Source organism: Faecalibacterium sp. An77, assembly GCF_002161315.1.
Taxonomy (GTDB): Bacteria; Bacillota; Clostridia; order Oscillospirales; family Ruminococcaceae; genus Faecalibacterium.
Window position 1 is genome coordinate 86,801 of the sequence record NZ_NFHK01000004.1, and the last position, 26,618, is coordinate 113,418.

General features: G+C 63.9%; 20 protein-coding genes and 1 other RNA gene. 16 read left to right on the top strand and 5 right to left on the bottom strand.

The genetic code is table 11. The annotated features are described in order from the left end of the window. Positions 1–53 precede the first annotated feature (53 nt). The 5 genes from B5G28_RS02945 to B5G28_RS02965 all read right to left on the bottom strand — a co-directional run bounded on the left by B5G28_RS02945 (position 54) and on the right by B5G28_RS02965 (position 5,667). Positions 54–1,238: a BMP family ABC transporter substrate-binding protein gene (locus B5G28_RS02945; protein ID WP_242967447.1), complete on the bottom strand. Its 1,185-nt coding sequence runs from the start codon at positions 1,236–1,238 to the stop codon at positions 54–56. Between the two features lie 222 nt (positions 1,239–1,460). Next, complete coding sequence (locus tag B5G28_RS02950) at positions 1,461–1,886, bottom strand: cytidine deaminase (protein WP_087246237.1); 426 nt, start codon at positions 1,884–1,886, stop codon at positions 1,461–1,463. 10 nt (positions 1,887–1,896) lie between these two features. Continuing rightward, positions 1,897–2,616, bottom strand: coding sequence for a purine-nucleoside phosphorylase (deoD, locus tag B5G28_RS02955; protein ID WP_087246238.1), 720 nt, complete (start codon positions 2,614–2,616; stop codon positions 1,897–1,899). Between the two features lie 15 nt (positions 2,617–2,631). Next, entirely contained in the window at positions 2,632–4,494 is a 1,863-nt protein-coding gene (locus B5G28_RS02960) for a peptidoglycan DD-metalloendopeptidase family protein (protein WP_087246239.1), read from the bottom strand. 264 nt (positions 4,495–4,758) lie between these two features. After that, on the bottom strand, positions 4,759–5,667 hold the full coding sequence (locus B5G28_RS02965; RefSeq protein ID WP_087246240.1) for an RluA family pseudouridine synthase: 909 nt from the start codon (positions 5,665–5,667) through the stop codon (positions 4,759–4,761). Between the two features lie 102 nt (positions 5,668–5,769). Between B5G28_RS02965 and rnpB the strand changes: the two genes are divergently transcribed. The 16 genes from rnpB (at position 5,770) to B5G28_RS03045 (ending at position 26,501) form a co-directional block, all read left to right on the top strand. Next, positions 5,770–6,109: RNase P RNA component class A (gene rnpB, locus B5G28_RS02970), an RNA gene on the top strand. Between the two features lie 165 nt (positions 6,110–6,274). Continuing rightward, complete coding sequence (locus B5G28_RS02975; protein WP_087246241.1) at positions 6,275–8,197, top strand: NAD(+) synthase; 1,923 nt, start codon at positions 6,275–6,277, stop codon at positions 8,195–8,197. 9 nt (positions 8,198–8,206) lie between these two features. Then, a complete protein-coding gene (locus B5G28_RS02980; RefSeq protein ID WP_087246242.1) occupies positions 8,207–8,563 on the top strand; it encodes a NusG domain II-containing protein in 357 nt (118 codons plus the stop codon). 20 nt (positions 8,564–8,583) lie between these two features. After that, on the top strand, positions 8,584–10,014 hold the full coding sequence (locus B5G28_RS02985) for an LCP family protein (protein WP_087246243.1): 1,431 nt from the start codon (positions 8,584–8,586) through the stop codon (positions 10,012–10,014). A gap of 196 nt (positions 10,015–10,210) precedes the next feature. Further along, entirely contained in the window at positions 10,211–11,893 is a 1,683-nt protein-coding gene (locus tag B5G28_RS02990; RefSeq protein WP_087246244.1) for a phospho-sugar mutase, read from the top strand. Between the two features lie 325 nt (positions 11,894–12,218). After that, positions 12,219–13,385 carry a 2-C-methyl-D-erythritol 2,4-cyclodiphosphate synthase gene (gene ispF / locus B5G28_RS02995; RefSeq protein ID WP_087246245.1) on the top strand — a complete coding sequence of 389 codons (1,167 nt, stop codon included), beginning with the start codon at positions 12,219–12,221 and terminating at the stop codon, positions 13,383–13,385. Positions 13,386–13,400: 15 nt separating this feature from the next. Next, positions 13,401–14,294, top strand: a complete 894-nt coding sequence (cdaA, locus tag B5G28_RS03000; protein WP_087246246.1) for a diadenylate cyclase CdaA — start codon at positions 13,401–13,403, stop codon at positions 14,292–14,294. Next, positions 14,291–15,589, top strand: a complete 1,299-nt coding sequence (locus B5G28_RS03005; protein ID WP_087246247.1) for a CdaR family protein — start codon at positions 14,291–14,293, stop codon at positions 15,587–15,589. Before cdaA ends, B5G28_RS03005 begins: the two co-directional genes overlap by 4 nt. Before the next feature lie 38 nt (positions 15,590–15,627). Then, complete coding sequence (locus B5G28_RS03010) at positions 15,628–17,223, top strand: FAD-dependent protein (protein WP_087246248.1); 1,596 nt, start codon at positions 15,628–15,630, stop codon at positions 17,221–17,223. Positions 17,224–17,233: 10 nt separating this feature from the next. Then, the gene (locus B5G28_RS03015; protein WP_087246249.1) at positions 17,234–18,601 is read left to right on the top strand and encodes a 5-bromo-4-chloroindolyl phosphate hydrolysis family protein; all 1,368 of its coding nucleotides are present in this window, start codon (positions 17,234–17,236) and stop codon (positions 18,599–18,601) included. After that, positions 18,598–20,733 (top strand): single-stranded-DNA-specific exonuclease RecJ, encoded by a 2,136-nt coding sequence (recJ, locus tag B5G28_RS03020; protein ID WP_087246250.1) that lies wholly within the window; start codon positions 18,598–18,600, stop codon positions 20,731–20,733. Before B5G28_RS03015 ends, recJ begins: the two co-directional genes overlap by 4 nt. A gap of 1 nt (position 20,734) precedes the next feature. Further along, entirely contained in the window at positions 20,735–23,050 is a 2,316-nt protein-coding gene (locus tag B5G28_RS03025; protein ID WP_087246251.1) for a bifunctional (p)ppGpp synthetase/guanosine-3',5'-bis(diphosphate) 3'-pyrophosphohydrolase, read from the top strand. A gap of 9 nt (positions 23,051–23,059) precedes the next feature. Beyond that, positions 23,060–23,521 (top strand): D-aminoacyl-tRNA deacylase, encoded by a 462-nt coding sequence (gene dtd, locus B5G28_RS03030; RefSeq protein WP_087246252.1) that lies wholly within the window; start codon positions 23,060–23,062, stop codon positions 23,519–23,521. A 1-nt stretch (position 23,522) separates the two neighbouring features. Next, positions 23,523–24,134: an MBL fold metallo-hydrolase gene (locus tag B5G28_RS03035; RefSeq protein ID WP_087246253.1), complete on the top strand. Its 612-nt coding sequence runs from the start codon at positions 23,523–23,525 to the stop codon at positions 24,132–24,134. 11 nt (positions 24,135–24,145) lie between these two features. Next, a complete protein-coding gene (gene hemZ, locus B5G28_RS03040) occupies positions 24,146–25,606 on the top strand; it encodes a coproporphyrinogen dehydrogenase HemZ (RefSeq protein WP_087246254.1) in 1,461 nt (486 codons plus the stop codon). Then, on the top strand, positions 25,566–26,501 hold the full coding sequence (locus B5G28_RS03045) for a nucleoside kinase (RefSeq protein ID WP_087246255.1): 936 nt from the start codon (positions 25,566–25,568) through the stop codon (positions 26,499–26,501). The genes hemZ and B5G28_RS03045 overlap by 41 nt, the downstream gene beginning before the upstream one ends. The last annotated feature ends 117 nt before the right edge of the window (positions 26,502–26,618 follow it).

Consider the following 26,618-nt stretch of genomic DNA (forward strand, 5'->3'; position numbering starts at 1 on the left):
GGTGCCCCGCTCGATGGAAACCGAAGCTTGTCCAGCCTGGTTATGAGACCAGCTTACTGAACGTAAGTGACCTTGACCAGATCGCTGGTGGTGGGCTTCACGCTGTCCTCGCTGGAGTTGTCCACAACGATCTCGCCGGAAGCGATCTTGGCCTTGACAGCCTCGTACTCATCGACGGTGAAGGTGCGGAAATTCCAGCTGTCCTCAGCGGTGGGCAGGCCGACGTAGTCGCCCTCCTCCAGGCCGAAGTTGCCGTTGGTAGCAGCGATGGTGGTCCACTCGCCGTCGTCGATGTCGCCCAGAGCGGACTCAACAGCGACGGTCAGCTGCTTCATAGCGGAAGTGATGAAGGGGTTGTAGCTGTAGGTGCCGTCAGCCACGCCGTTGGCGCCGATGTAGTTCTGGTCAACGTCCACGCCGATGACGTAGCCGTTGGACTTGATGGCAGCCTCCAGAGCGGAGGTGTAGATGCCGCCGCCGCAGGCGAAGACGACCTCGGTGCCGCTGGTGTACCAGCCCTCCATACGGGAGGTGATGTTGGCGTCGCCGTAGAACTGGCCGCCGTAGTAGTAGTTCACCTCAACGGCGTTGCCGGTCTCCTGAGCAGCAGCGTCAATGCCCTGGATGTAGCCGTAGCCGTAGCGGATAACAGCGGGAACAGCCATGCCGCCCAGGAAGCCCAGCTTGGTGAAGCCGTCCTTGGCGATGGCGTAACCTGCCAGGTAGCCTGCCTGCTCCTCCTTGAAGGTGATGCAGTAGCAGTTGGCGGGGATGGTGTCGGTGCCGATGTCGGCCTGGGTCACGTCAACGGCGATGAAGCGGGTGTCGGGGTACTGCTCAGCAGCCCAGGCCAGGGAAGCGCCGTACAGGTAGCCAACGCAGACAACGGTGTCAGCGCCGTCGTTGACAGCCTGACGGATCATGGTCTCGCGGTCCTCATCGGAAGCGTCAGCCTCGGGGATGTAGTACTGGCAGTTTTCGCCCATGTAGTTCTGGACAGCGGTCCAGCAAGCCTGGTTGAAGCTCTCGTCATCGATGGTGCCGGTGTCGCAGCACAGAGCCACGTAGGAAACAGCGGTGCCCTCAGCGGCCTCGCCGGAGGCAGCGCTGGAAGCGGTGCTGGAAGAAGCAGCAGTGCTGGAAGCGGTGCTGGAGGAGCTGCCGCAGGCGGTCAGAACAGAAACAGCAGCGGCTGCGCCAGCCACGGCCATAAACTTACGACGCGAAATCATATTCATAAGAATTATCTCCTTTTTAACAGTTGTCTGCAACCATTTACGGACAGAAACATGATGCGGAATGCGGGGGCATAACGCCGCATTCTCTATATTCCAGTATAGCTACAAAATGTGTGAGGTTCAAGCGGTTTTCCATTACAAAATCTTTACAATATTGGCCGAAAAATAGCGAAAACCAACACAATCACGGGTGTTTTGCTTTGGAATTTTAGGTAATTTGCGTCAGATGTTGGCCGGGCCGAAACCGAAGGGAAGCAGTTCGCCCAGGGTGCGCTCGATGAAGTCGTCGGGGGTTTTGGCCATGATGACATTGAGGCTGGGCCCGCAGAACTCATACAGAGCCTGGCGGCAGACCCCGCAGGGCCCCGTGACCAGCTCGTTGACCTCGCCCATCCGGGCGCCCACCACCGCAATGTCGGTGAAATGGGTGACCCCTTCGCTGACCGCCTTGAACAGAGCGGTGCGCTCGGCGCAGCTGGTGGGGGTAAAGGCGGCGTTCTCAATGTTGCAGCCGGTGAAAATCTGACCGTCGGTGCTGCGGAGGGCGGCTCCCACCGTGAAGCGGCTGTAGGGGGCTACAGCCCGGGTGCGGGCGTCCAGCGCCAGGCGGATCAGCTCCTGTTTTTCCTCACGGGTCAGTTCAGACATGGTGTTCTCCTCAATACTCTGCGCCCAGGGCCACCTTCATCATGTCGGTGAAGCTCTTCTGGCGCTGCTCGGCGGTGGTGATCTCGGGGGAGACAAAGCTGTCCGAGATGGTCAGCAGGCAGGCGGCGTTCTTGCCCAGGATCTGGGCGTTGGCAAAGAGGGCGAAGCTCTCCATTTCCACGCAGACGCAGCCCTGCTCGTCCCGCAGCTTTTCCCAGTAGGTGGGCTTTTCGTCCGAGGGCTGGCGATAGAACACGTCGGAGGAGTGGATGTTGCCCTCGATGAGGGGGATGCCCTGCTTGGCAGCGGATGCCTTGAGCCTTTCGTTCAGGGAACGGCTGGGGAAGGTGATGTGGCCCTCAAAGCCGCTCTGGGTCTTGGCGTAGCTGGACTCGCTGACTGCGCCGGAGGCCAGCACCACGTCGAACAGCTTGGCCTTGTCGGTGTAGCTGCCGGCGGAGCCGATGCGGATGATGTTCTCGACGCCGTAGAACTTGAACAGCTCATAGGAGTAGATGCCGATGGACGGCATACCCATGCCGCTGCCCATCACGCTGATGGGGCGGCCCTCATAGGTGCCGGTGAAGCCCAGCATCCCGCGGACAGCGGTGACCTGGCGGACATCCTGCAGGAAGGTCTCGGCGATGAACTGGGCCCGCAGCGGGTCGCCCGGCATCAGGACAGTTTTGGCGAAATCGCCCGGTTCTGCGGCAATGTGCGGAGTGGACATAGGGACAAACCTCCTTTATTTGTTGAAGTAATTCTGAGGCGGCAGGTAACGGCCGTTGTAACGGATCTCAAAGTGGCAGTGGTTGCCGCTGGAACGGCCGGTCGAGCCGACGTAACCAATCAGCTGGCCCTGGCTGACCGCCTGGCCGGCGCTGACGGTCAGGGACAGGCAGTGGGCGTAAACGGTGCTGTAGCCGTTGCCGTGGTTGATGATGATGGAGTAGCCGTAGCCGCTGCCGGCGCCGTTCCGCTCGTAGCCGGCCTTGCTGATGACGCCGCTGGCGGAAGCGTAGATGGGAGTGCCGGCGGGGGCGCAGATGTCCACGCCCTTGTGGCTGCTGGAATACCAGCGGGAACAATAGGTGTACTGGGGCACCGGCCAGATGAAGGTGCCGTTGCCCACCTGGGCGACGCTGCCACTGGGCAGCTTGGTGCCCACCACGATCTCCCGGTTGACCGGCTCCTTGGTGACCTCGCTGCTGACGATGGTCTGTTCCAGCAGGTTGCCCTCGGTGTCGTAGACGTTCTCGGCGGTGATGGTGCGGATGCCGTTTTCACCCTCCTGTACCGTGTGGGTGGTGCCGAAGGCGTATTCGCTGGACTGGGTTTTCTGGGTGGAGAAGGGGATTTCCTCGGTCCAGGTGACGGTCCGGGTGATCTGGACCTCCAGCATGGCCTCCTCCCGGGTGACGATCAGCTCGTCGCCGGGGAAGATGGCGGTATCGGTGGTGATGTCGTTGAGCTCGCACAGCTCCGCGGTGGTAAGGTTGTTCTTGGTGGCAATCAGGCTGATGCTGTCGCCCTGCTGCACGGTGTAGACCCGCTCGGCCTGGCGCACGCCCGACAGCAGGGACACCACATCGGCGTAATCCTTGAAGCTGTCGGTGAAATACAGCCCGTCCTCCAGGGTGACGGTCCGGTTGAAGCTGACCACGGCGGTGGGGTCTGCGTCATCCTGATAGGCCGAGAGCATCCCGTCCAGGTACAGCTCCAGCTGGTCGCCCTCGGCACAGACGGCGGTCAGTTCCCCATCCAGATAGAGGGCGGTGCCCTCGCTGATCTCGTCGCTGACGGCGGACAGGATGGCGTCGGCCATCTGGCTTTCGTCCAGAACCTCGGTGGAAATGGCCAGCCGGTAGGTAGGCTCGATGGTCAGCTCGGCTTCGCCGGAGGTGCCGGCGTAGTTGACGCGCTGGAGCACGTCCTCACGGGCTGAGTCAAAGGTATCTTCGTTGGCCACATGGCCCACCGTGACGCCGTTGACGTCCACGGCCAGGGTGTAGGGGCTGCCCACCATGACCTGAACCACCGTCAGCAGGATGGCCAGAGAGCCCAGGGGCAGCAGGTACACCACCATCCGGGGCAGCAGGCCTGCATAGCGGACCGCACCGCGGCCTAAGTACTGAAGGTCGGCCACAATGCCGGCCCAAAATCCTTTTTCACGGCGGACGTTGGTGCCGTGAACCCAGATGTTGCGCACACCGCGGCAAAGCACATACAGAGGCTCAAACAGCTCCCGCAGCACCGTCCGGGCGCCGGGGAAAGCGGTGTCGGCCACATCCTGCCACGCCCGCAGGAAGGCGGCGGACAGCCAGATGGCGGCGGATTCAATGACCCGCCCGGCCTGGATCATGCTGTATTCGCCGGCGAAGCCCAGAGAATACAGAAAGTCGCCGGCCTGCCGGGCCAGCGGGAAACGGCTGAGGAAGGCGCCGAAGCCCTCCATGCGGCGGCGGGTCCGGGCGCGGAAATGGTGGCGGCGCAGCAGGCTGCTGCACTGCACCCGGGCCCAGAATGCCCGCAGTTTTTCTTTTGTTGTCAGGGGAGGCGGGGCGCTCGGCTGAACGTCCTGCGGCTCCTTGATTTTATCGTCAATCAAAAGAGTGGTTCTCCTTCCGGTGGGATTGGATGCATCTATACAAAAGCGAAGGCATATCGCATCAAAAACCCGGCGGCGGCCGGGAACGGGACAGGGAAGAAAGCCTGTCCGGCCCCGCCCCGCAGCGGGGGCGCGGAACGCGCAAAAAATACAGCCCGGCCAGACCAGCGGCTGCCGGACCGTACGTTCTTAACTAAATTATACACCGTGCAGGCCCTGAGGCAAGGTTTTGCACAGAATTTGGATGAAGCTTTCACCGACTTTTCACGAAAATAACGCAATTATGTCGGCGGGCAGGGGGCTTTCCACCGTGACGGGGGAGAGCCGCAGGGGCATGTCGATCCAAAAGCCGTCGGGCATGGGATGTCCCTCCGGCACCAGGAACCGCTGCCGGCCGCAGTGAAGGGCCTGACGCCCGATCCGGTCCCGGTGCCCGCCGTACAGGTCATCCCCAGCCAGGGGATGGCCGATGGAGGCGAAGTGGACCCGGATCTGATGGGTGCGCCCGGTGACCGGGACGCAGGCCGCCAGGCTGAGGCCATTTTCCGCCTTTATAATGGTATACTCGGTGCGGCTGGGCTTGCCGTCGGGGGTAACGCACCGGCCGATGATGCTGTCGCCCCGGCGGCCGATGGGGGCGTCGATGACCCCCGGACCCAGGGGCAGCTCACCCTCGGCCACCGCATAATAGAGCTTGTCCACGTTTTGGGCCAGCAGGGGAGCGGCGTAACTGGTCTGGGCCGCCAGCACCAGGCCGCTGGTGTCCTTGTCGATCCGGTTCACCGGCCGAAAGACCGGGCTGCGGCCGGCGGCCTGCCGCAGGGCGGCGTAGCCGTTGGCCAGGGTGCCGCCGGGATAGTTGAGGGTGGGGTGGACCGCAATGCCGGCGGGCTTGTCCAGCACCACCGCGAAAAAGTCCTCGTAAACCGTCCGCACCGGGATCTCCGGCTGGGGCTCACAGCCGCCCTCCTCCTCGGGGAAGGCGAAGGACACCACCTGACCCGGAAAGACCCGCTGGTTGGCCAGAACCGGTTTGCCGTCGGCCCAAAAGCCGCTGCCCCGGAACTTCACCGCCCGCAGCAGGTCGGTGGACAGGCGGCACTCCCGCAGAAAGCTGCGGAGCAGGACCCCCTCAGGCCCGGCCTGCGGGGGAACAGGGAAATACAGCCGCATGGCCTGGGGCCTCCTTTCCGGGCTGAAATGTCATATAAGTATAACAAAAAATCCCAAGACTTGCAAATGACGCCGGATTATGGTATCATGTAGCGTGGAAAACGAGTGGAACATACGGCGGCGGGGCGGCTTGACCGCTCTGAGGAAAGTCCGGGCTTCACAGAGCACGGTAACTGCTAACGGCAGCCGGGGGTGACCCCAGGGAAAGTGCAACAGAAAGGAAACCGCCGCACCTTTGTGCGGTAAGGATGAAAGGGCGAGGTAAGAGCTCACCAGCGGATGGGTGACCATTCGGCTTTGTAAACCCTACCGGAAGCAACGCCTATATGGGACGTACAAGCGCTGCTCGCGTGTCCTGAAGGCGGCACGAGCCCGTCAGCAATGGCGGGCCTAGACAGATCGTCGTTTAATACAGAACCCGGCTTACGGTCTATCTCGTTTTCCACCTGAGACGTTTTGGGGGCCTGCTTTGGACAGCAGGCCTCCTTTTTCTGCGATTTTAACAGTTTGTTTCTTTTCGTTTTGGTGAAAATGTGCTATACTAAAGCCGATCCATGCTCTTTGGAGCGTCAAATGCTGGTGTAAAATTGGACAGGATGTGTCTTGTATGAAGGATGGTTTTCTGAAAGCAGCGGCCCTTTCCCCCGCGCTGCGGGTGGCGGACTGCGCCTATAACGCCGGGCAGATTGTCTCGGCCCTCAACGACTGCGCACGGCGCGGGGTCAAGCTGGCGGTGCTGCCCGAGCTGGCCCTCACCGGGTATACCTGCGGGGATTTGTTCTTCCAGCAGGCGCTGCAGCAGGCGGCCCTGGCCGGGCTGGAGGAGATCCTCCGGGCCAGCGAAGGGCTGGACCTGGTGGCTCTGGTGGGCCTGCCCCTGATGGTGAACGGCAAGCTGTATAACTGCGCCGCCGTGGTCTGCTGCGGCCGGCTGCTGGGCATCGTCCCCAAGACCTGCCTGCCCAACTACGGTGAATTCTACGAAAAGCGCCACTTCGCCCCCGGCAGCAAGACCGTCCGCACCGTGACGGTCTGCGGACAGGAGACCCTGTTCGGCACCTCGCTGCTGTTTGCCTGCCGCCAGATGCCCGAGTTTGTGCTGGGCGTGGAGCTGTGCGAGGACCTGTGGAGCGTTCTGCCCCCCTCCACCTTCCACGCCATGGCGGGCGCCACCGTCATCGCCAACCTGTCCGCCAGCGACGAAACCGTCGGGAAGGCGGAGTACCGCCGGGATCTGGTGAGCAACCAGTCGGCCCGGCTGCTGTGCGGTTATCTGTACGCCTCCGCCGGCCACGGCGAGAGCACCCAGGACATGGTCTTTGCCGGCCACAACCTGATCGCCGAGAACGGCGCCCTTCTGGCCGAGTCCCAGCCCTTCGCGGGCGGGGACGCCGAGACCGAGCTGGACTGCGCCCGGATGCTGGCCGAGCGGGCCCGCAACACCAGTTTTGTCCCCTCGGAGGAGGGCTATCAGACTGTGTCCTTTGACCTGGAGGTCACCGACACCGTCCTGACCCGGCGGATTGATCCGGCTCCCTTTGTGCCGGGCGATCCCCTCCGCCGCGCCCAGCGGTGCGAGCTGATCCTGCGGATGCAGGCCGACGGCCTGGCCAAGCGGATCGAGCACACCCACGCCAAAACGGCGGTCATCGGCATTTCGGGCGGCCTGGACAGCTGCCTGGCCCTGCTGGTGGCGGCCCGTGCCATGCGCCAGCTGGGCCGTCCTGCCGCCGACGTGCTGGCGGTGACCATGCCCTGCTTCGGCACCACCAGACGGACCCGCAGCAACGCCGAAATTCTCTGCCAGGAGCTGGGGGTGTCCTTCCGGGAGGTCAACATCACCAACACCGTCCGCAGCCACTTTGCGGACATCGGCCACGACGGCCAGACCCCCGACGTCACCTTTGAGAACAGCCAGGCCCGGGTCCGCACCCTGGAACTGATGGACATTGCCAACCTGCACGGGGGCTTTGTGGTGGGCACCGGCGACTTGTCCGAGCTGGCTCTGGGCTGGGCCACCTACAACGGCGACCACATGAGCATGTACGGCGTCAACGCCGGCGTCCCCAAGACCCTGGTGCGCCACCTGGTTCAGTACGAGGCCGACACCGCATCCAGCGAGGAACTGCGCCGGGTGCTGGTGGATATTCTGGACACCCCCGTCTCGCCCGAGCTGCTGCCCGCCAAGGACGGGGAGATCGCCCAGCGCACCGAGGAGCTGGTGGGCCCCTACGAGCTCCACGACTTCTGTTTGTATTACGTCCTGCGGTTCGGCTTTGGCCCCCGGAAGATCTTCCGGCTGGCACAGGCCGCCTTTGCGGGCCGGCCCGAGTACCCCGACGCGGTGCTGTACAAGTGGCTGCGCAGCTTCTACTGGCGGTTCTTTGCCCAGCAGTTCAAGCGCAGCTGCCTGCCCGACGGCCCCAAGGTGGGCAGCGTCACCCTGTCTCCCCGCGGCGACTGGCGGATGCCCAGCGACGCCTCGGCGGCGGCCTGGCTGGCCCAGCTGGAGGAGCTGAACATCCAGTAAGGAGTGTCTATGCAGCACAAAAAACTGCTTGTGAATCTTTTGTTTGCGGCGGTGATCCTGGCCGCGGCGGCCGCACTGTTTCTGCTGCGGGACGCCGGCAAGGACCCCGAACGCCCGCTGAAAGCCCAGCTGGTCTACGGCGACGACAGCACCGTTCTGGACCTGCCGCTGGACGTGAACCAGCGATACGACGTGGATACCGGTTATCTCACCGTCCACATTGAAATCAAGGACGGGGCGGCCCGCTTTGTGGATTCGCCCTGCCCCGACCATGTCTGCGAGGGGTATGGCTGGCTGACCCTGGAGGATCAGACCGCCACCTGCCTGCCCGCCCGCGCCGTGCTGACCCTTGTGCCGGCCGGCTGATGCAAAGGAGCTTGAACCCTATGGACTTTGACTTTGAGCCGGAGGAGCGCTCGTCCGGTACATCGCGGCATCAGCCGCAGAAGATCCGGCGCAGCGACGAAAAGTCGGCTGCCGATCCGGTGACGGTGGACAGCCGGGACTTTTTCCAGCCCGGCCAGGAGCCGCCCGCTCCGCCGCCTTCTGCGCCGTCCCATGCGGCCCCCACGGCCCATGCGGGCCGCGGGACCCGTCCGGCCCGCACCACCGCCCGCACGGCCGCCAAAGCGTCCGAACATTCACCCATCCGAGGCTTACTTATGCTGATCCTGTTCCTGCAGGCAGTCCTGAGCGCGGCAGCTCTCGTGCAGCTGTACCGCACCAAGATGCTGCCCGTCTATTACCTGGCGGTTCTGGCCGCTTTGCTGGTTTTGGTCTGGCTGCTGGTCTACAAGTGCCAGCGGTACAAGGTGCGGGGGTTCCTGACCCGGGTTCTGTCCCTGGTGCTCAGCGCCGCCATGGCGGTGGGCTGCGTCTGGGCCCAGCAGGGCCTGGACGCCCTGGACAAGGTCACCATCGGGGATGAAACCATCACCGACTACGAGGCCATGGCCATCACCACCGAGCCCTTTGTGGTCTACCTCAGCGGCGTGGACACCCGGGGCGATCTGACCGACAACGCACGCAGCGACGTGAATATTCTGGCGGCAGTCAACCCCCTGACCAAGCGGGTGGCCCTGGTGAACACCCCCCGGGACTACTACGTGGACCTGGCCGGCACCGACAGCAAGGACAAGCTGACCCACGCCGGCCTCTACGGCGTGGAAACCTCCATGGAGACCCTGGGCGGCCTCTACGGGGTGCCGGTGGACCACTATGTGCGGATCAACTTCGCCGGATTCATTGATGTGGTGGACGCTCTGGGCGGCATCGACGTCTATTCCGACTACACCTTTACCTCGGTGGGCAGCCCCGGCTATTACAATCCCACCGACTTTGTGGAGGGCTGGAACCATCTGGACGGCGCCGCCGCCCTGGCCTTTGCCCGGGAGCGCCATGCGTTCCCCACCGGCGACATCCAGCGCGGCATCAACCAGATGAAGGTCATCGAGGCCATGCTGAACAAGATCAAGAGCCCCGCCATCCTCACCAGTTACAGCCGCCTGCTGGCGGCGGTGTCGGACAACTTTGTCACCAGCCTGTCCTCCAATCAGATCACCGCCCTGGTGCGGATGCAGCTGTCCGACTTTGCCGTGTGGGACATCGAGAGCTATACCGTCACCGGCAGCAGCTCCTCCAGCACCCACTGCTACTCGGCCCAGGGCCAGAAGCTGTATGTCATGATGCCCGACGAGGAATCGGTGGCCGGCGCCCAGACGCTGCTCCAGTCGGTCCTCAGCGGCGAGCCGGCCCCCTCGGCCGACAGCGCCGCCTCCGGTGAGGCTTCCAGCGAAGCCGCCGGCGAGACGGAATAAAACCACAGGGTTTCATCTTATCGTGCAGTGCCGGAAGGCACTGCACATTTTTTGTGCCTTTTGCTGGTTTTGCGGGATACATCTTGTTGCATATTATAGAATTGACATACTTGTCCCGGTGGCATAAACTATAAGTATAGTCACGAAGATAGGGGCAGTATGCCCTGCGAAAAAAAGCAAAGGTAAGGTGTTCACAATGTATCTGGATGAATACAAGCGCTGGATGGCGGCCGACCTGGAGGACGCCGATCTCAAGCCTGAACTGGCAAAAATCGAGGGAAATGATGCAGAGATCAAGGACCGCTTTGCTGTTGCGCTGAAGTTCGGCACCGCCGGCCTGCGCGGCGTGCTGGGCGCCGGCACCAACCGGATGAATATCTACGTTGTCCGTCAGGCCACCCAGGGCCTGGCCAACTGGGTCAAGACCCAGGGCGGCACCCAGACTGTGGCCATCAGCTACGACAGCCGCCTCAAGAGCGATATCTTTGCCAAGACGGCCGCCGGCGTTCTGGCTGCCAACGGCATCAAGGTCCGGATTTACGATGCTCTGATGCCGGTTCCGGCCCTGAGCTTCGCCACCCGCTACTACAACTGCAACGCGGGCATCATGGTCACCGCTTCCCACAACCCCGCCAAGTACAACGGCTACAAGGCCTATGGCCCCGACGGCTGCCAGATGACCGATGACGCCGCCGCCATCGTCTACGACGAGATTCAGAAGACCGACGTGCTCACCGGCGCCAAGTACATCTCCTTCGCTGAGGGCGTCGAGCAGGGCCTGATCCGCTTTGTGGGCGACGACTGCAAGAACGCCCTGTACGAGGCCATCGAGGCCCGCCAGGTCCGTCCCGGCCTGTGCAAGACCGCCGGCCTGAAGCTGGTCTACAGCCCCCTGAACGGTTCCGGCCTGGTGCCCGTCACCCACGTGCTGAACGACATGGGCATCACCGATATCACCATCGTTCCCGAGCAGGAGTACCCCAACGGCTACTTCACCACCTGCTCCTATCCCAACCCCGAGATCTTCGACGCCCTGAAGCTGGGCCTGGAGCTGGCTGAGAAGTCCGGCGCCGACCTGATGCTGGCCACCGACCCCGACGCCGACCGCGTGGGCATCGCCATGAAGTGCCCCGACGGCAGCTATGAGCTGGTGAGCGGCAACGAGATGGGCGCTCTGCTGCTGGACTACATCTGCGCCGGCCGCATCGAGAAGGGCACCATGCCCGCCAACCCCGTGGCGGTCAAGTCCATCGTCTCCACCCCGCTGGCCGATGCCATCGCCGCCCACTACGGCGTCGAGATGCGCAGCGTCCTGACCGGCTTCAAGTGGATCGGCGACCAGATCGCCAACCTGGAGGCCGCCGGCGAAGTGGACCGCTTCATCTTCGGCTTCGAGGAGAGCTACGGCTACCTGGCTGGTCCCTACGTCCGCGACAAGGACGCCGTCATCGGCTCCATGCTGATCTGCGAGATGGCTGCTTACTACCGCAGCATCGGTTCCTCCATCAAGCAGCGCCTGGAGGAGATCTATAAGGAGTACGGCCGCTACCTGAACAAGGTGGACAGCTACGAATTCCCCGGCCTGACCGGTATGGACAAGATGGCCGGCATCATGAAGGAACTGCGGGAGAATCCCCCCGCTGAGTTCGCCGGCCACAAGGTGGTCAAGGTCACCGACTACGAGAAACCCGAGGAGACTGGCCTGCCCGCAGCCAACGTCCTGATCTACACTCTGGAAGGCGGCGCCACCGTCGTGGTGCGTCCCTCCGGCACCGAGCCCAAGATCAAGACCTACTTCACCACCCTCGGCAAGGACCTGGCCGAGGCACAGGCCCAGAAAGACGCTCTGGCTGCCGCTCTCCAGCCCCTGCTCGCCTAAAACATTGGACGGCACCACCGCATTGAACAAAAGTTGAAAGCAGCGCACGGATGAAAGTCCGTGCGCTGTTTTTGCTGCAGGGGGGCAAAAAGGGCCCCGGCCGGGGGATTATCCCACTGTGGAAGCGGGTTTTTCGGCACCGGGAGCAAAAGTGTAAAAAAATGGAAATTCCCCGCCCCGGCTGGCGGGGATCTTTTGTTTTGTGCGCGGGGCTGAAACAGTTGCAGTTTACAAGTCGATGCGTTATAATAATAATCGGATTTTTGTAGGATATACTGGACCTTTGCGCATTTGGCAGGCCAGTAACAAGGATGAGGACAGACAAATGAAAAAGAAAGCTTCCGCCGTGATACTGGCAGCAGGCTCCTCCAGCCGGATGGGCTTTGATAAACTTGCTTTTGACCTGGGGGGCGAGACGGTTTTGGGCCGCAGCCTCCGGGCGTTTGATGCGTGTCCCCAAATCAGTGAGATCATCCTTGTGACCGGGGCCGACCCGACCCTGGCCAAACAGGAGGCCGCCCGCTGTCACAAGCCGGTGCGGCTGGTGTCGGGCGGGTCCACCCGGGCCGAGAGCGCCCGCAACGGCGTGCTGGCGGCGGTGAAGGAGCTGGTGGCCATCCATGACGCGGCCCGGCCCTTTGTGAGCCAGGAGGTCATCGAGGCGGCCCTGAACGGCGCCGAAGGCTGGGGCGCCGCGGCGCCCGCAGTGCCGGTGAAGGACACCATCAAGTGCGGCACCCCGGGGGACGGACGAACCGTCCCGGCCCAGTGCCTGGTGAGCCTGACCCCCGACCGGTCCAGCCTGTACGCCATCCAGACCCCCCAGTGTTTTGACCGGGATACATACCTGCGGGTCACCGAACAGCTGGACCCCCAGAAAGCCCGTCTGGTCACCGACGACGCCAGCCTGTTTGAGCTGTCGGGGCTGCCGGTGCGGCTGACCCAGGGAGACTACGCCAACTACAAGATTACAACCCGGGAGGACCTGCCCGGCGCCCCGATGCAAGGAGAGACCAAGATGCGTATTGGACATGGCTATGACGTGCACCGCCTGGTGGAGGACCGCCCTCTGATTCTGGGCGGCGTCAGCGTGCCCTTTGAAAAGGGCCTGCTGGGCCACTCGGACGCCGACGTCCTGACCCACGCCGTCATGGATGCGGTGCTGGGCGCGGCGGCGCTGGGGGATATCGGCCAGCACTTCCCCGACAATGACCCCGCCTATGCCGGGGCCGACAGCCTGGCCCTGGCCCGGGCGGTGGCCGCCCTGGTGGAAAAGGCCGGCTGGAAGGTGGGCAACATCGACGCCACCATCCTCTGCCAGCGGCCCAAGCTGGCCCCCCATATCCCCGCCATGCGCCAGAATCTGGCGGCAGCCTTTGGCCTGCCGGTGGATGCGGTGAGCGTCAAGGCCACCACCGAGGAACATCTCGGCTTTACCGGGGAGGGGCTGGGCATTGCCGCCCACGCCGTCGCCTTGATTCAGCCCCGCTGACAGGAGTGATAACCAATGAACTGGAGTTCCATCATCGCAAACTTTCAAACCTTTAATCTGGCCGACCTGCTGGATGTGCTGATCGTCACCTTTGTGATCTATCAGATCCTGGGCATCGTCAGCCGCACCCGCGCCGGCCAGCTGGCCCGGGGCGCCCTGGTGGTGGGCGTGATCTATGTGGTGGCCACCACCGCCAACATGCGCACCGTCACCTGGATTATGAATTCGCTGCTCCAGGTCGGTCTGCTGACCCTGGTGGTGGTCTTTCAGCCCGAGATCCGCCGCGCTCTGGAGCGGATGGGCCAGACCGACCAGTGGTTTTTGAAGTTCTTCCGGGTCCGCCATGTGGACCCCGCCACCCGCGGCAGCTGGCGCAGCGCCATCATTGCCATCTGCGACGCCGCCGAGCGGTTTTCCGAGACCAAGACCGGCGCCCTGATCGTGCTGGAGCGCCGCACCGACCTGGCGGAAATCGAGCGCACCGGCACCCCGGTGGACTGTGAGGTCAACCCCGAGATCCTGGGCACCATCTTCTACGAGGGCACCCCCCTCCACGACGGCGCCGCCATCATTGAGGATGGCCGCATCAAGGCGGCGGGCTGCGTGCTGCCCCTGTCCAACAACCTGGATCTGGGCAAGGATATGGGCACCCGGCACCGGGCCTGCCTGGGCATTGCCGAAAACTCCGACGCCATCGCCATTGTGGTGAGCGAGGAGACCGGCATCATCTCGATGGCCAAAAACGGCGTCCTGATCCGCCACTTTGACCGCCAGACCCTCTACACCCGTCTGGTGGACGAGATGATCCCCAAGGAAGCCGCTGCCGACCGCAGCAAGGGTTTTGATACCTTCAAGGGACAGGTTCTGTCCCTGATGGACTGGAGAAAGAAGGAGGGAGAGGGGAAATGAATCCGATCAAAAAGCCGTTCCGTGCCGACGGAGGGCAGAACCGTTCCCTTCTGGAGGACCGCCGGGTCCGGCTGGGCATTGCCTTTCTGGTGGCGCTCCTCATGTGGGTGGCCGTCACCACCGTGGTCAAACCCAACACCACCATCGTGAAAAAGGGCGTGCCGGTGGACTATACCTATGAGTCCAGCGTCTATACCTCCCGGGGCCTCAGCATTGTGGAGGCACCCGAGCGCACCGTGGACCTGACCATCTCGGGCGACGGCTACACCATCGGCGACCTGACCCAGGAGGACTTTGTGGTCTATCCCGACTACTCCTCGGTCCGTTCCAGCGGCACCAAGAACCTCCAGCTGCGGGTCCGATGCGTCAACACCGCTGTGGCCAGCAACATTTCGGTGTCCATCGCCGACGCCGACAACACGGTGGACGTGGTGTTTGACGTGGTGGAGGAAAAGACCCTCCCCATCCAGGTGAATACCCGCTACCTGACCATTGAGGATGGCTACATCCTCTACAGCACCGCCGCCTCCAACGAGACGGTGACCCTGACCGGTCCGTCCAGCGAGCTGGCGGACGTGGCATCCTGCACCGCCGAGGTCAGCTACAGCGACATCCTCAGCGACAGCGTCACGGTGAACACCAACCTTCGCTTCTACAACGAGAACGGCCACGAGCTGGAGTTCAACTACGTCACCGCCGACCATGAGACGGTGGACGTCACCCTGACGGTGTACAAGACGGCGACCCTACCCATCAATGTGCGGTTTGTGAATACGCCCCCCAACTTTGACGACTCGGTGCTGATTTATTCCCTCAGCCAGACCGAGCTGCGGGTGGCGGGCCCGGCCGACACGGTGGAGAACCTCTCCGAGCTGGCGGTGGGCACCATCGACCTGTCCACCTTTGCGCTGGACAAGGTCTACGAAATGCCCATCACCCTGCCCTCGGGCCTTGTCTCTCTGGACAACGTGGACACCGTCACCGTCAGCTTCAACTGCAGCGCCATGGCCACCAAGACTTTGAACATCCCGGCCGACAACATTGAGGTGGTCAACCTGCCCTCCACCTATCAGCTGACGGTGGAGACCGAGCGGCTGATGAATGTGACCCTCTGCGGCCCGGCCTCGGTGCTGGAAGGCCTCACCGCCGACCAGGTGGTGGCGCAGATCGACGCCGACGACTTCGCGGTATCCCTGGGACAGCAGAACATCGCCTGCAGCATCTACGTCCCGGCGGACGGACGGGTCTTTGCCCTGGGCAGCTATACCGTCCAGTGCCGGATTCAGAGCAACTGAACGGTCCAACACTATAAGAGAAACGGAAACACAAGCACATGATCCTGGTTCGAGATATCCGCCTGCCCCTCTCTGCCGGAGAGGAGCAGGCCCGTGCCCAGGCGCTGCACCTGCTGCGCCTGCCCCAGAGCAAGGTCCGGCAGATGGGGGTGGCCCGCCTGTCGGTGGACGCCCGCCACGGCCGGCCCAAGCTCGTCTATACCATTGCAGTAACGCTCAAAGATGAGGGTGAGGAACCTGCCTATGCAGGGGCCTTGCCCTGCGTTGCTTTGCGCCAGGAGGCGCAGCTGGTGCTGACCCCCGGCGCCCAGACCCTGAAAACCCGGCCGGTGGTCTGCGGCCTGGGGCCTGCGGGGCTGTTTGCAGCCCTGGCCCTGGCCCAGCAGGGGTTTGCCCCCATTGTCCTGGAGCGGGGCCCCGCTCTGGAAGACCGGGTCCGGGCGGTGGAACACTTCTCCGCCACCGGTGAGCTGGACGAAAACGCCAACATTCAGTTTGGCGAGGGCGGCGCCGGCACCTTTTCGGACGGCAAGCTCACCACCCGCATCGGGGACCCCCTGTGCGATTACGTCACCCGGGTCTTTCTGGCCCACGGTGCGCCGGCGGAAATCGCCTGGCAGCAGAAGCCCCATGTGGGCACCGACCTGCTGCGGGGCGTCATCACCTCCATCCGCAAGGAGATTGAGGCCCTGGGGGGCGAAGTGCGGTTTAACACCGCCCTCACCGGCCTGCACACCCGCAACGGCGTTTTGACCGGCATCGACACCACCGCAGGGCCTCTGCCCTGTGAGGCGCTGGTACTGGCGGTGGGACATTCCGCCCGGGATACCTTTGAGGCCCTGATGGACGGGGGTTTGACCTTCGCCTGCAAGCCCTTCAGTGTGGGCTTCCGGGCCGAGCACCTGCAGAGCGAAATCGAAAAGAGCCTCTACCACGACGCCGCAGGCCATCCGGCCCTGCCCCGCGGAGAGTATCAGCTATCCCAGCAGGTAAATGGACGGGGTGTTTATACGTTTTGTATGTGCCCCGGCGGCCAGGTGGTGGCGGCGGCCAGCGAGAGCGGCCGTGTGGTCACCAACGGCATGAGCTTCCATGCCCGGGCGGGCCGGAACGCCAACGCCGCGGTGGTGGCGGGGGTGGGCCCCGCCGACTTCGGGGACGATCCCCGGCGGGCCATCGCCTTCCAGCGGGAGCTGGAGGCCCGGGCCTATGCGGCCGGCCGGGCCGGCGGACCCTATGCGGCCCCGGCGGAAAACGTGGTCAGCTTTTTGGAGGGCCGGGGCGAGCTGAAAATCACCCGGGTCCAGCCCACCTACAACCGGGGCGTGGTGCCGGCGGATCTGGGCAGCCTGCTGCCGGCGGAGCTGACCGGGGCATTGCGGGCCGGTCTGCGGGCCTTTGACCGCAAGCTGGCGGGCTATACCGCCCCCGAGGCCATTCTCACCGGCCTCGAGACCCGGACTTCCAGCCCGGTGCGGCTGGTGCGGGGCGAAACCTATGAGTGCACCCAGCTGGCAGGGCTGTACCCCTGCGGCGAGGGCGCAGGATATGCCGGCGGCATTATGAGCGCCGCGGTGGATGGCCTGCGGGTGGCTTCGGCTCTGGTGAGCCGGTATCACCCGGCGGGAGATTGAGGGAGAACGCATGGACGAGAAGGAACGGAAAAGAAAACAGGACGAGGATGCCATCCAGCAGGAGCTGGAACGGCAGCTGCGGGACCTGGGCGTGACGGTTTCGGATGCATTCCGCCAGGGGTTTCAGGACTACGGCGATGAGATCGGCCGCCAGGCCGCCGAAGTGGGCCGCAGCTTCACCCACTTGATGAACGACGTGGTGGGGGAGGTGGACGACGCCCTGCGGGACGCCTTCAACCTGGAGCGGGGAAAGGCCCGCCGCCAGAATCGGGAGGAGCGCCGCCGCCGTCGGGAAGCGGCCCGGAATGGTTCGGCCTTTGAGGCAGAGCCCTACGATTATACCGCCGACTTTGGGGGCCAGCCGGGCCGCGCCCGGACCCGGTGGGACAGTTATGCCCGCCCGGAGACCTCCGAACCCATCCCGGACTACGAAAAGACCATCCGCTGGAACGCCCGCAAGCGCTTTGGCATTGGTCTGGCCATGGTCATCTGCTTCGGCGTCCTGATTTTTGCGGGTTTTCTGGGCAGCCTGGGCTGTTTCATGGCCACCGATATGCTGTGGGAGGGGACCCTGGAATACACCGTGGTCCTGGCCACCGGCTTTGGCCTGATGGGCATCGGCATCGGTTCTGTTGTGGGAACCGTGGCGGGCAGTGAGAACCTGGAAGCTTCCAAGCTGCTGAACCGCTGTGCCGACGCCTTTGCGGCCATGGACGTGTCCCAGGGGGTGTATCTGGACGACCTGGCGGGTCTGCTCCAGATGAAAAAGCGCAAGCTCCGCAAGCGGCTGCGGGAGCTGATCGAAAAGGGCTGGCTTGTGGGCTGGCTGGATGAAAAGGACGACTGCCTCTATCTGAGCGCCGCCGATTACCGGGCGGCCCATAACATTCCGCCCGCCCCGGCGGCGGAAAAGCAGCCCGAACCCGAAAAAACGGCGGAGGAGCCGGCCCAGGGCCCCAAGACCCTTCACCTGGACACCGCACGGCGGTTCGCCCATGTGCTGGCCGAGGAGCGCCGGCTGATGACCGACCCCACCGCCGCCGACGAACTGGAAAAAATGCAGCAGACCACCGAATCCATCTGCGCCTGGCTGGAGAGCCATCCCGAGAGCGCGCCCAAGGCCCGGCGGTTTGCGGAATATTATATCCCCACCACCCTCAAGCTGCTGCACACCTACAACGACGTGCAGGGCCAGAAGGGGGACAACGCCGAAGCCATCCGCCGGGACATTGGCGGAATCCTGCATACACTGAATACGGCGTACGAAAATCTCTATGACACCCTGTTGTCCGACGCAGCGCTGGACGTGTCCAGCGAAATTGCAGCCCTGGAGGGGATGCTGGCCAGCGACGGCCTCACGGGGGAGGGTCTGCGATGACCGGCCGCCCGTGGGAGCTCCGCACCCTGGACCGGGAGGCAGTGGCCGGCCTGCAGGAGGCCATTGCCGAGGAGCGGACCGAACAGCTGGAACAGGAGGCCGCCTTTGCGGGGGAGGAGTGGGACGACGCCAAACAGGCCTCGGTCTTTGCCCAGCAGATGAAGGGAGCCAGCCTGCTGGCGGGTCTGCTGGCCGCCCGGGGGTTCACCCAGCCGGAGGAGGCTTTGTCTTTCCTGGCGGGGGAGGACAGCCTCAGCGACCCCTTTTTGATGAAAGATATGGATAAGGCCTGCGCCCGCATCCGGCAGGCCTTGGAGCAGGGGGAGACCATCGTGGTCTATGGCGACTACGACGTGGACGGCGTGACGGCCACCTCCCTGCTGTACGAACAGCTCAAGGGCCTGGGCGGCGTGGTAAAATGCATGCTGCCCAGCCGGGAAGGGGACGGCTATGGCCTGTCCAAGCGGGCCATCGACCGCATCCACGAAAAGGGCTATACCCTGATCGTCACGGTGGACAACGGCATCTCGGCGGTGGAGGAGGCGGCCTATGCGGCCTCTCTGGGGATTGACCTGGTCATCACCGACCACCATCTGCCCCCCAGCACCCTGCCCGAGGCGGTGGCGGTGGTGGACCCCCGGCGGGAGGACGACCACAGCCCCTTCAAGGACTTGTGCGGCGCCGGCGTGGCCTTTAAACTCTGCGCCGCCCTGGAGGACTGCATGCCCGAGGAGTTGCTGGAATTTTGCAGCGACCTGGCGGCCATCGGCACGGTGGCCGACGTCATGCCCCTGAACGGCGAAAACCGAACCATCGTGAAAGCAGGCCTCCAGATTTTACAGCACACCGAGCGGCCCGGTCTGGCGGCCCTGCTGGAAGAAGTGGGCCTGGCGGGGAAGAACGTCACCGCCGACAACGTCAGTTTCGGCATCGCGCCCCGGCTCAACGCCGCCGGCCGGATGGACAGCGCCGCCACCGCCCTGCAGCTGGTCCTGTGTGAGGACCCGGACCGGGCGTCCTGCCTGGCCCATCATCTGAACGAAATCAACGCCCAGCGCCAGGAGACCGAACAGAAGATCGAGCGGGCCGTGGAAGAAATGCTGGCCGCCGAGCCCGACCGCACCGAGGACCGGGTGATGCTCCTGTGGGGCAGCGGCTGGCATCAGGGCGTCATCGGGATTGTGGCCTCCCGCCTGGTGGAAAAATACGGCCGCCCGGTGATGGTGGTGTCCATCGCTGAGAACGGCGAGGCCAAGGGCAGCGGCCGCAGCGTGCCGGGGTTCAACCTTCACGGATGCATCACCGCCTGTTCCGATCTGCTGATCCGCTTTGGCGGCCACGCCATGGCCGCCGGCCTGCTGGTGCGGGAGGAAAACCTGCCCGAGCTGCGCCGCCGGATGAACGAGTGGGCCGCCCGGGAGTGTCCGGTCATCCAGGCGCCGCCCCTGGTGTGCGACCTGTCCCTGCGGCTGGCCCGGGTGACGGTGGAAGAGATCCGGGCGGTGGAGCGGATGGCCCCCTTTGGGGCCGACAACCCGGCCCCCGTCTTTCTGCTGGAAAACGCCGTGGTGGAGGGGATCTACCCGGTGTCGGAGGGCAAACACAGCCGCCTGCGGCTCCATCAGGGAGGCGCGGGCCTGTACGCCGTATGGTTCGGCATGGCCCCCGAGCGGGTGCCCTACCAGACCGGCGACGCAGTGGACGCAGCCCTCAGCCTGTCGGTGTATGAGGGAGCCCGGGGCGCCCAGATTTCGGGCCGCATCCTGGATCTGCACCCGGCGGGCCTGGGGCCCGACGCACCCCGGCAGGCGGCGCTGGTGGATGCGCTGCGGCGGGGCGCCAGCCTCTCGGCGGAGGAACGGCAGCTCATCTGCCCCTCCCGCGAGGAAGTGGCCGCCGTCTACCGCGAACTGAAAACCCGGCGTTGGCACGCCGATGATCTGCAGCCCCTGTGCGCCCGGATGGGCACCGCCAGCACCGGCAAAACCCTGGTGGCGGTGACTGCCCTGAAACAGGTGGGCCTGGTGGAGGAGGCAGAGAGGGACGGTGTGCCCTATCTGGAGCTGGTGCGGGTGTCCGGGAAGAAAAACCTGGCCGATGCACCCATCCTGAAGTGTTTGGAGGAAAAGTAATATGCCAGAGGGAAAAAAGACAGCTGCGCCTGCCCCTGAGCAGGATTCCTATACCGCCAAGAGCCATCTGCAGCATCAGGTGAGAGAGGTGGGCACCGTGGTGGCCACCGCGTCCCCCGCCGAGGCGGTGGACTATATGGTCCCCTCGGAGGCGCGGCCCGAGATCATCACCTACGACAAGCTGCTGGAGGCCATTCAGGCCAGCGGCCGGCCCTACAACATGGAGATGATCGAGAAGGCCTACCGCATGGCCGACGACGCCCACAAGGATGTCCGCCGCCGCAGCGGCGAGCCCTATATCTGCCATCCGCTGGCGGTGGCCCGGCTGGTGCTGGACCTGGGCATGGACAGCGAGAGCATTGCGGCGGCCCTGCTCCACGACGTGGTGGAGGACACCCCCACCACGGTGGACGAGGTGAAATCCACCTTTGGGGCCGACGTGGCCCTGCTGGTGGACGGCGTCACCAAGCTGACCAAGATCCAGTTCTCCAGCATCGAGGAGCAGCAGGCCGAAAACCTGCGCAAGATGCTGCTGGCCATGAGCCAGGATGTGCGGGTCATGATCATCAAGCTGTGCGACCGGCTCCACAATATGCGCACCGGCGACGCCTGGCCCGAGCAGAAGCGCCGGGACAAGGCACGGGAGACCATGGAGGTCTATGCCCCCATCGCCAACCGTCTGGGCATCCTGAACATCAAGGAGGAGCTGGAAGACCGCAGCCTCCACTATCTGGACCCCATCGGCTACGAGGAGATCAGCAAGCTGCTGAACGAGCGCTCGGGCGAGGAGTTCCTGGCCAACGTCTCCAGCCTCATCGAAAAGCGGCTGGAGGAGAGCGGCATCAAGGGCGCCACCATGAAGCGCCGGGTCAAGAGCATCTACGGCATCTACCGCAAGATGTTCGTCCAGAACAAGGCCTTCGATGAGATTTACGACGTGTATGCGGTCCGCATCATCCTGGATACCATCACCGAGTGCTACAGCGCCCTGGGCCTGATCCACGATATGTATCATCCGCTGCCCAACCGGTTCAAGGATTATATCTCCACCCCCAAGCCCAACGGCTACCAGAGCCTGCACACCACCGTCATCGGCCACGAGGGGATTCCCTTTGAGGTGCAGATCCGCACCCGCCAGATGGACGAACAGGCCGAGTACGGCGTCGCCGCCCACTGGAAGTACAAGGAGGGCATCGGCGGCCACGACAAGCTGGACGACCGTCTGGCCTGGGTCCGCCAGCTGCTGGAAAATCAGCGGGTGTCGGAGGATTCCGGCAACCTGCTCCACGACCTCAAGAGCGACCTGCTGCCCGAGGAGGTCTTTGCCTTTACCCCCAAGGGCGACGTCATCAATCTGCCCGCCGGGGCCACCTGCATTGATTTTGCCTACGCCATCCATTCGGCGGTGGGCAACCGGATGATCGGCTGCAAGGTGAACAACCGGATGGTCCCCATCGACCATGTGGTGGTCACCGGCGAGATCATCGAGGTGATTCTGGGACCCGCCGACAAGGGCCCCAGCCGCGACTGGCTCAAGATCGTTAAGACCAGCGAGGCCAAGAGCAAAATCCGCAACTGGTTCAAGAAGATGCGCCGGGATGAAAACATCGCGGAGGGCCGGGACGCCCTGGCCAAGGAGCTGCGCCGGGAGGGCATTCTGATCCCCGACGACAAGCTGGACGAATTCGTGGGCAGCTGCTGCCGCCGGATGCGCCAGAACAGCGCCGAGGACCTGTACGCGGCCATCGGCTACGGCGGCATCACCATTGCCAACTGCGTCCCCAAGTTCAAGGAGGAGTACCAGAAGCTGCGGGCGGCGGAAAATCCCCCCATGGAGCTGCCCAAGGTGGACCTGCGCAAGGTGCATTCCACCGACGGCGTGGTGGTGGAGGGCTTCGACAACACCCCCATCAAGTTCGCCAAGTGCTGCAGCCCCCTGCCCGGGGACCCCATTGTGGGCTTCATCACCCGTGGCTTCGGCGTCTCCATCCACAAGGCCAGCTGCACCAACGCCCAGGCCAGCATGCGGGACCCCTCCAACGCGCCCCGCTGGGTCAAGGCCTACTGGGCCGACAGCGTCAAGGAGAGCTATAAGGCCGGGCTGGAAATTGTGGCCCTGGACCGCACCGACCTGCTGAAAGACGTGCTGAACGCCCTGTCGGATATGCGGGTGCCCATCTACACCATGAACGCCCGCCAGGCCGACAACTGCGGCGTCATCAATTTGACCGTCGGCATCAACAATACCGAGCACCTGGACCGGGTGGTGGCCCGTCTGGCCAAGATCCGGGACGTGCTCAAGGTGACAAGGAGTTAAACAAAGTTCATGAGAGCTGTGATACAGGCCGTGTCCTCCGCCAGCGTGCGGGTGAACGGCGGCGAGCCCCGGGCCATCGGCCCCGGGCTGGTGATTTTGTTCGGGGTCAAGGACACCGACACCCTGGACATGGTGCCCCGCTTTGCGGAAAAGTGCGCCGGCCTGCGGATTTTCCACGACGAGAACGGCAAGCTGAACCGCAGCGCCAAAGACAATGGATATTCGGCCCTGGTGGTGTCCCAGTTCACCCTGTACGGGGACACCAAAAAGGGGATGCGGCCCAGCTTCATCCGGGCCGCCAAGCCGCCCCTGTCGGTGGAGGCCTATGAGCTGTTTCTGGAAGAAATGGGCAAACAGGGCCTCAAGGAGGTCCAGCACGGAGAATTCGGCGCCGATATGCAGGTATCCCTGGTGAACGAGGGCCCCTGCACCATCGTGATGGATACCGACGAGTGGAAGAAGGGAGAATAAGATGAAGGCATACCATGTAGTGGGGCAGGCCCCCATGTACACCAATACCTTCCTGCTGATCTCGGACGCAGGCCACGGCGTGGTCATCGACCCGGCGGCGGCCGCCTCGGACTACAACGAGATTCTGGAGCAAGAGGGCGCCAGCCTGACCCATATCTTCTGCACCCACGGCCACTTTGACCATGTGGGGGCCGCCGAGGAACTGAAAGCCAAATGGAGCGCCAAACTCTGGTGCGAGGCCGCCGATGTGGAGAACAGCCAGTTCTTCCCCCTGAAGGAGGCGGACAGCGGCTATGAGGAGGGGGAGGTCATCCAGGTGGATGAGATATCCTTCACCGTCTGGCACACCCCCGGCCATACCCCCGGCAGCGTCTGCCTGCTGTGCGAGAACTACCTCTTTACCGGGGACACCCTCTTTGCAGGGAGCATCGGCCGCACCGACCTGCCCGGCGGCAGCAGCCGCCAGATCAACGACTCCCTGCGCAAGCTGGCCGCCCTGCCCATCCCCGCTGAGGCCCAGGTCCTGCCGGGCCACGGGGAACTGTCCACCTTCGGCCAGGAACTGAAAAACAACTGGTATATCAAGAGCGCCTGCAAGGGAGCCCTTTCATAAGGAATTGGAATATGAAGATTTATATTACCGGCCTGCCGTCGGGGTACGACGTGGAACATCTGGTCCGGCTGTTTTACCCCATGGCGCCCCTGACCCTGACCCCGCCCGCTGAGGACGAAGACTGTGTTTGGGCCAGCCGGGACGACACGGGCCTCTCGGTGCTGGTGCGGGAAAAGGGGGCCAGCCGCAGGGCGTCCGCCCCGCTGCCCCAGGAGGATACCCCCGAGTTTGCCCTGGCCAGCCTGACCTATGACCTGCTCCGCAGCTGGACCGGCCTGCGTCCCCCCTGGGGCAAGATGACCGGAGTCCGCCCGGTGCGCCTGATCCACGACAAGCGGGCCGCCGGCTGGACCGAGGCCCAGATCGACCAGTGGTTCCTGGGCCGGTTCGACTGCTCGGAGGAGAAATACCGGATGGCCAAGGCCATCGCCGACCTGCAGGAGCCCATTCTCCGCCGCGGGTCGGAGCCCAAAGCCTACAGCCTCTATATCGGGATTCCCTTCTGCCCCTCCCGGTGCAGCTATTGCAGCTTTGTCAGCTGCAACCTGGACCGGGACCGCAAACTGGTCCAGCCCTATGTGGACTGCCTGTGCCGGGAGCTGGAGGCCATCCGCACGGAGGCGGACAAGGCCGGCCTGCATCTGCAGAGCATCTACATCGGCGGCGGCACCCCCACCAGCCTGTCGGCGGACCAGCTGCGCCAGCTGATGGGTACGGTGCGGGACCAGTTCCCGCTGGAGGGCCTGGCCGAATACACCGTGGAGGCGGGCCGCCCCGACTGCACCGACGCCGAAAAGCTGGCGGTCATCAAGGAATACGGCGCCACCCGCATTTCCATCAACCCCCAGACCTTCTCGGATGAGGTGCTGGCCCGGATCGGCCGGCGCCACTCGGCCCAGGATATTCTGGACTGCTATGCGGCAGCCCGGGCCGCGGGCCACACCGATATCAATATGGACCTGATCGCCGGCTTGCCGGGGGACACGGTGGAGGGCTTTGAACACAGCCTGAAAACCGCCATCGCCCTGGACCCCGAGAATATCACCGTCCACACCCTGACCCTGAAACGGGCCTCCCGGATCGTGATGGAAGATCAGGAGGACAACACCTACGCCGACGTGGCCGCCATGCTGGAAAAATGCAGCCTGCTGCCCGCCGCCGGCTACCGCCCCTATTACCTCTACCGCCAGAAAAACACCCTCCAGAACCTCGAAAATGTCGGCTGGAGCAAGCCGGGCAGCGAGGGCTACTACAACATCTATATCATGGAGGAAGTGCAGACCATTCTGTCGGCGGGGGCCGGCGGCAGCACCAAACTGGTGGACACCGCAGGCCACCGAATGCAGCGCATCTTCAACTTCAAGTATCCCAACGAATACATTCAGCGCTTCGACGAGGTTCTGGAGCGCAAAAAAGGAGTGTCTGCGTTTTATGATTACGATTTGGGTACCGAAACGCCTGGTGGAGATTGATCTGTGCAACGTGGCAGCCCGCAGCCCGGCCCAGCTGGTGGAAATCAGCGAGGCCAGCTACTGCCGCCGCCTGCGCTATGCCGCCAAGAAAATCCGGCAGTCGGGGGCCAAGATCATCATGCTCACCGGCCCCTCCGCCAGCGGCAAAACCACCACCGCCCACAAACTGGCCGCCACCCTGCGGGACGGGGGCACCCCCGCCCAGGTCATCAGCCTGGACAATTTCTTCCGCGGGTCGGAGTACTACCCCAAAATGCCGGACGGCTCCCTGGATTACGAGCACCCCGACACCCTGGATATGCCCCTGATCCGCCAGTGCCTCCAGGAGCTGAGCCAGACCGACAAGACCGTCCTGCCCACCTACGACTTTGTCCGCGAACAGCGCTCGGATGTGACCGAGGCCATCGACCTGCAGGGGGGCGTCTGCATTGTGGAGGGCATACACGCCCTCAACCCCGTCCTTACCAGCCTGGTGCCCTCGGGGCATATCTACCGGATCTATGCCGGCCTGCGGGAGGAGTACTGCCAGGAGGGCCGGCGGCTCATCAGCACCCAGGACATCCGGCTGTGCCGCCGGGTCCTGCGGGACGCCGCGGCCCGGGGCCGCAGCCCCGAAAAGACCCTGGCCATGTGGGACCGGGTGCTGGACGGGGAGACTCGGTATATTAAGGGTTTCAAGAACACGGCGGACTTTTTGCTGGACACCGCTTTCACCTATGAGCTGTCCATCATCGCTGGACTGCTGCCCGAGGTGGGGCGCCAGATGTCCCCCGACAGCCGCTACACCGAGATGTGGGATGAGACCGCCCGCCGCTTTGAACACGTGGACCCCATCAGCCGGGAACTGATCCCCGAAGGGGCCATGCTGCGGGAATTTTATACCAGCGTTCTGTGAGCGGGCGGAAGGCCGCAAAACTGTAAAAGCGTCGGGCAACGTGTTGCATCCCGGTCCAAAGTGCGGTATACTGATGCTGTACCAGGCCGCGTTCCGGGTGCGACACCCCGGACCGCC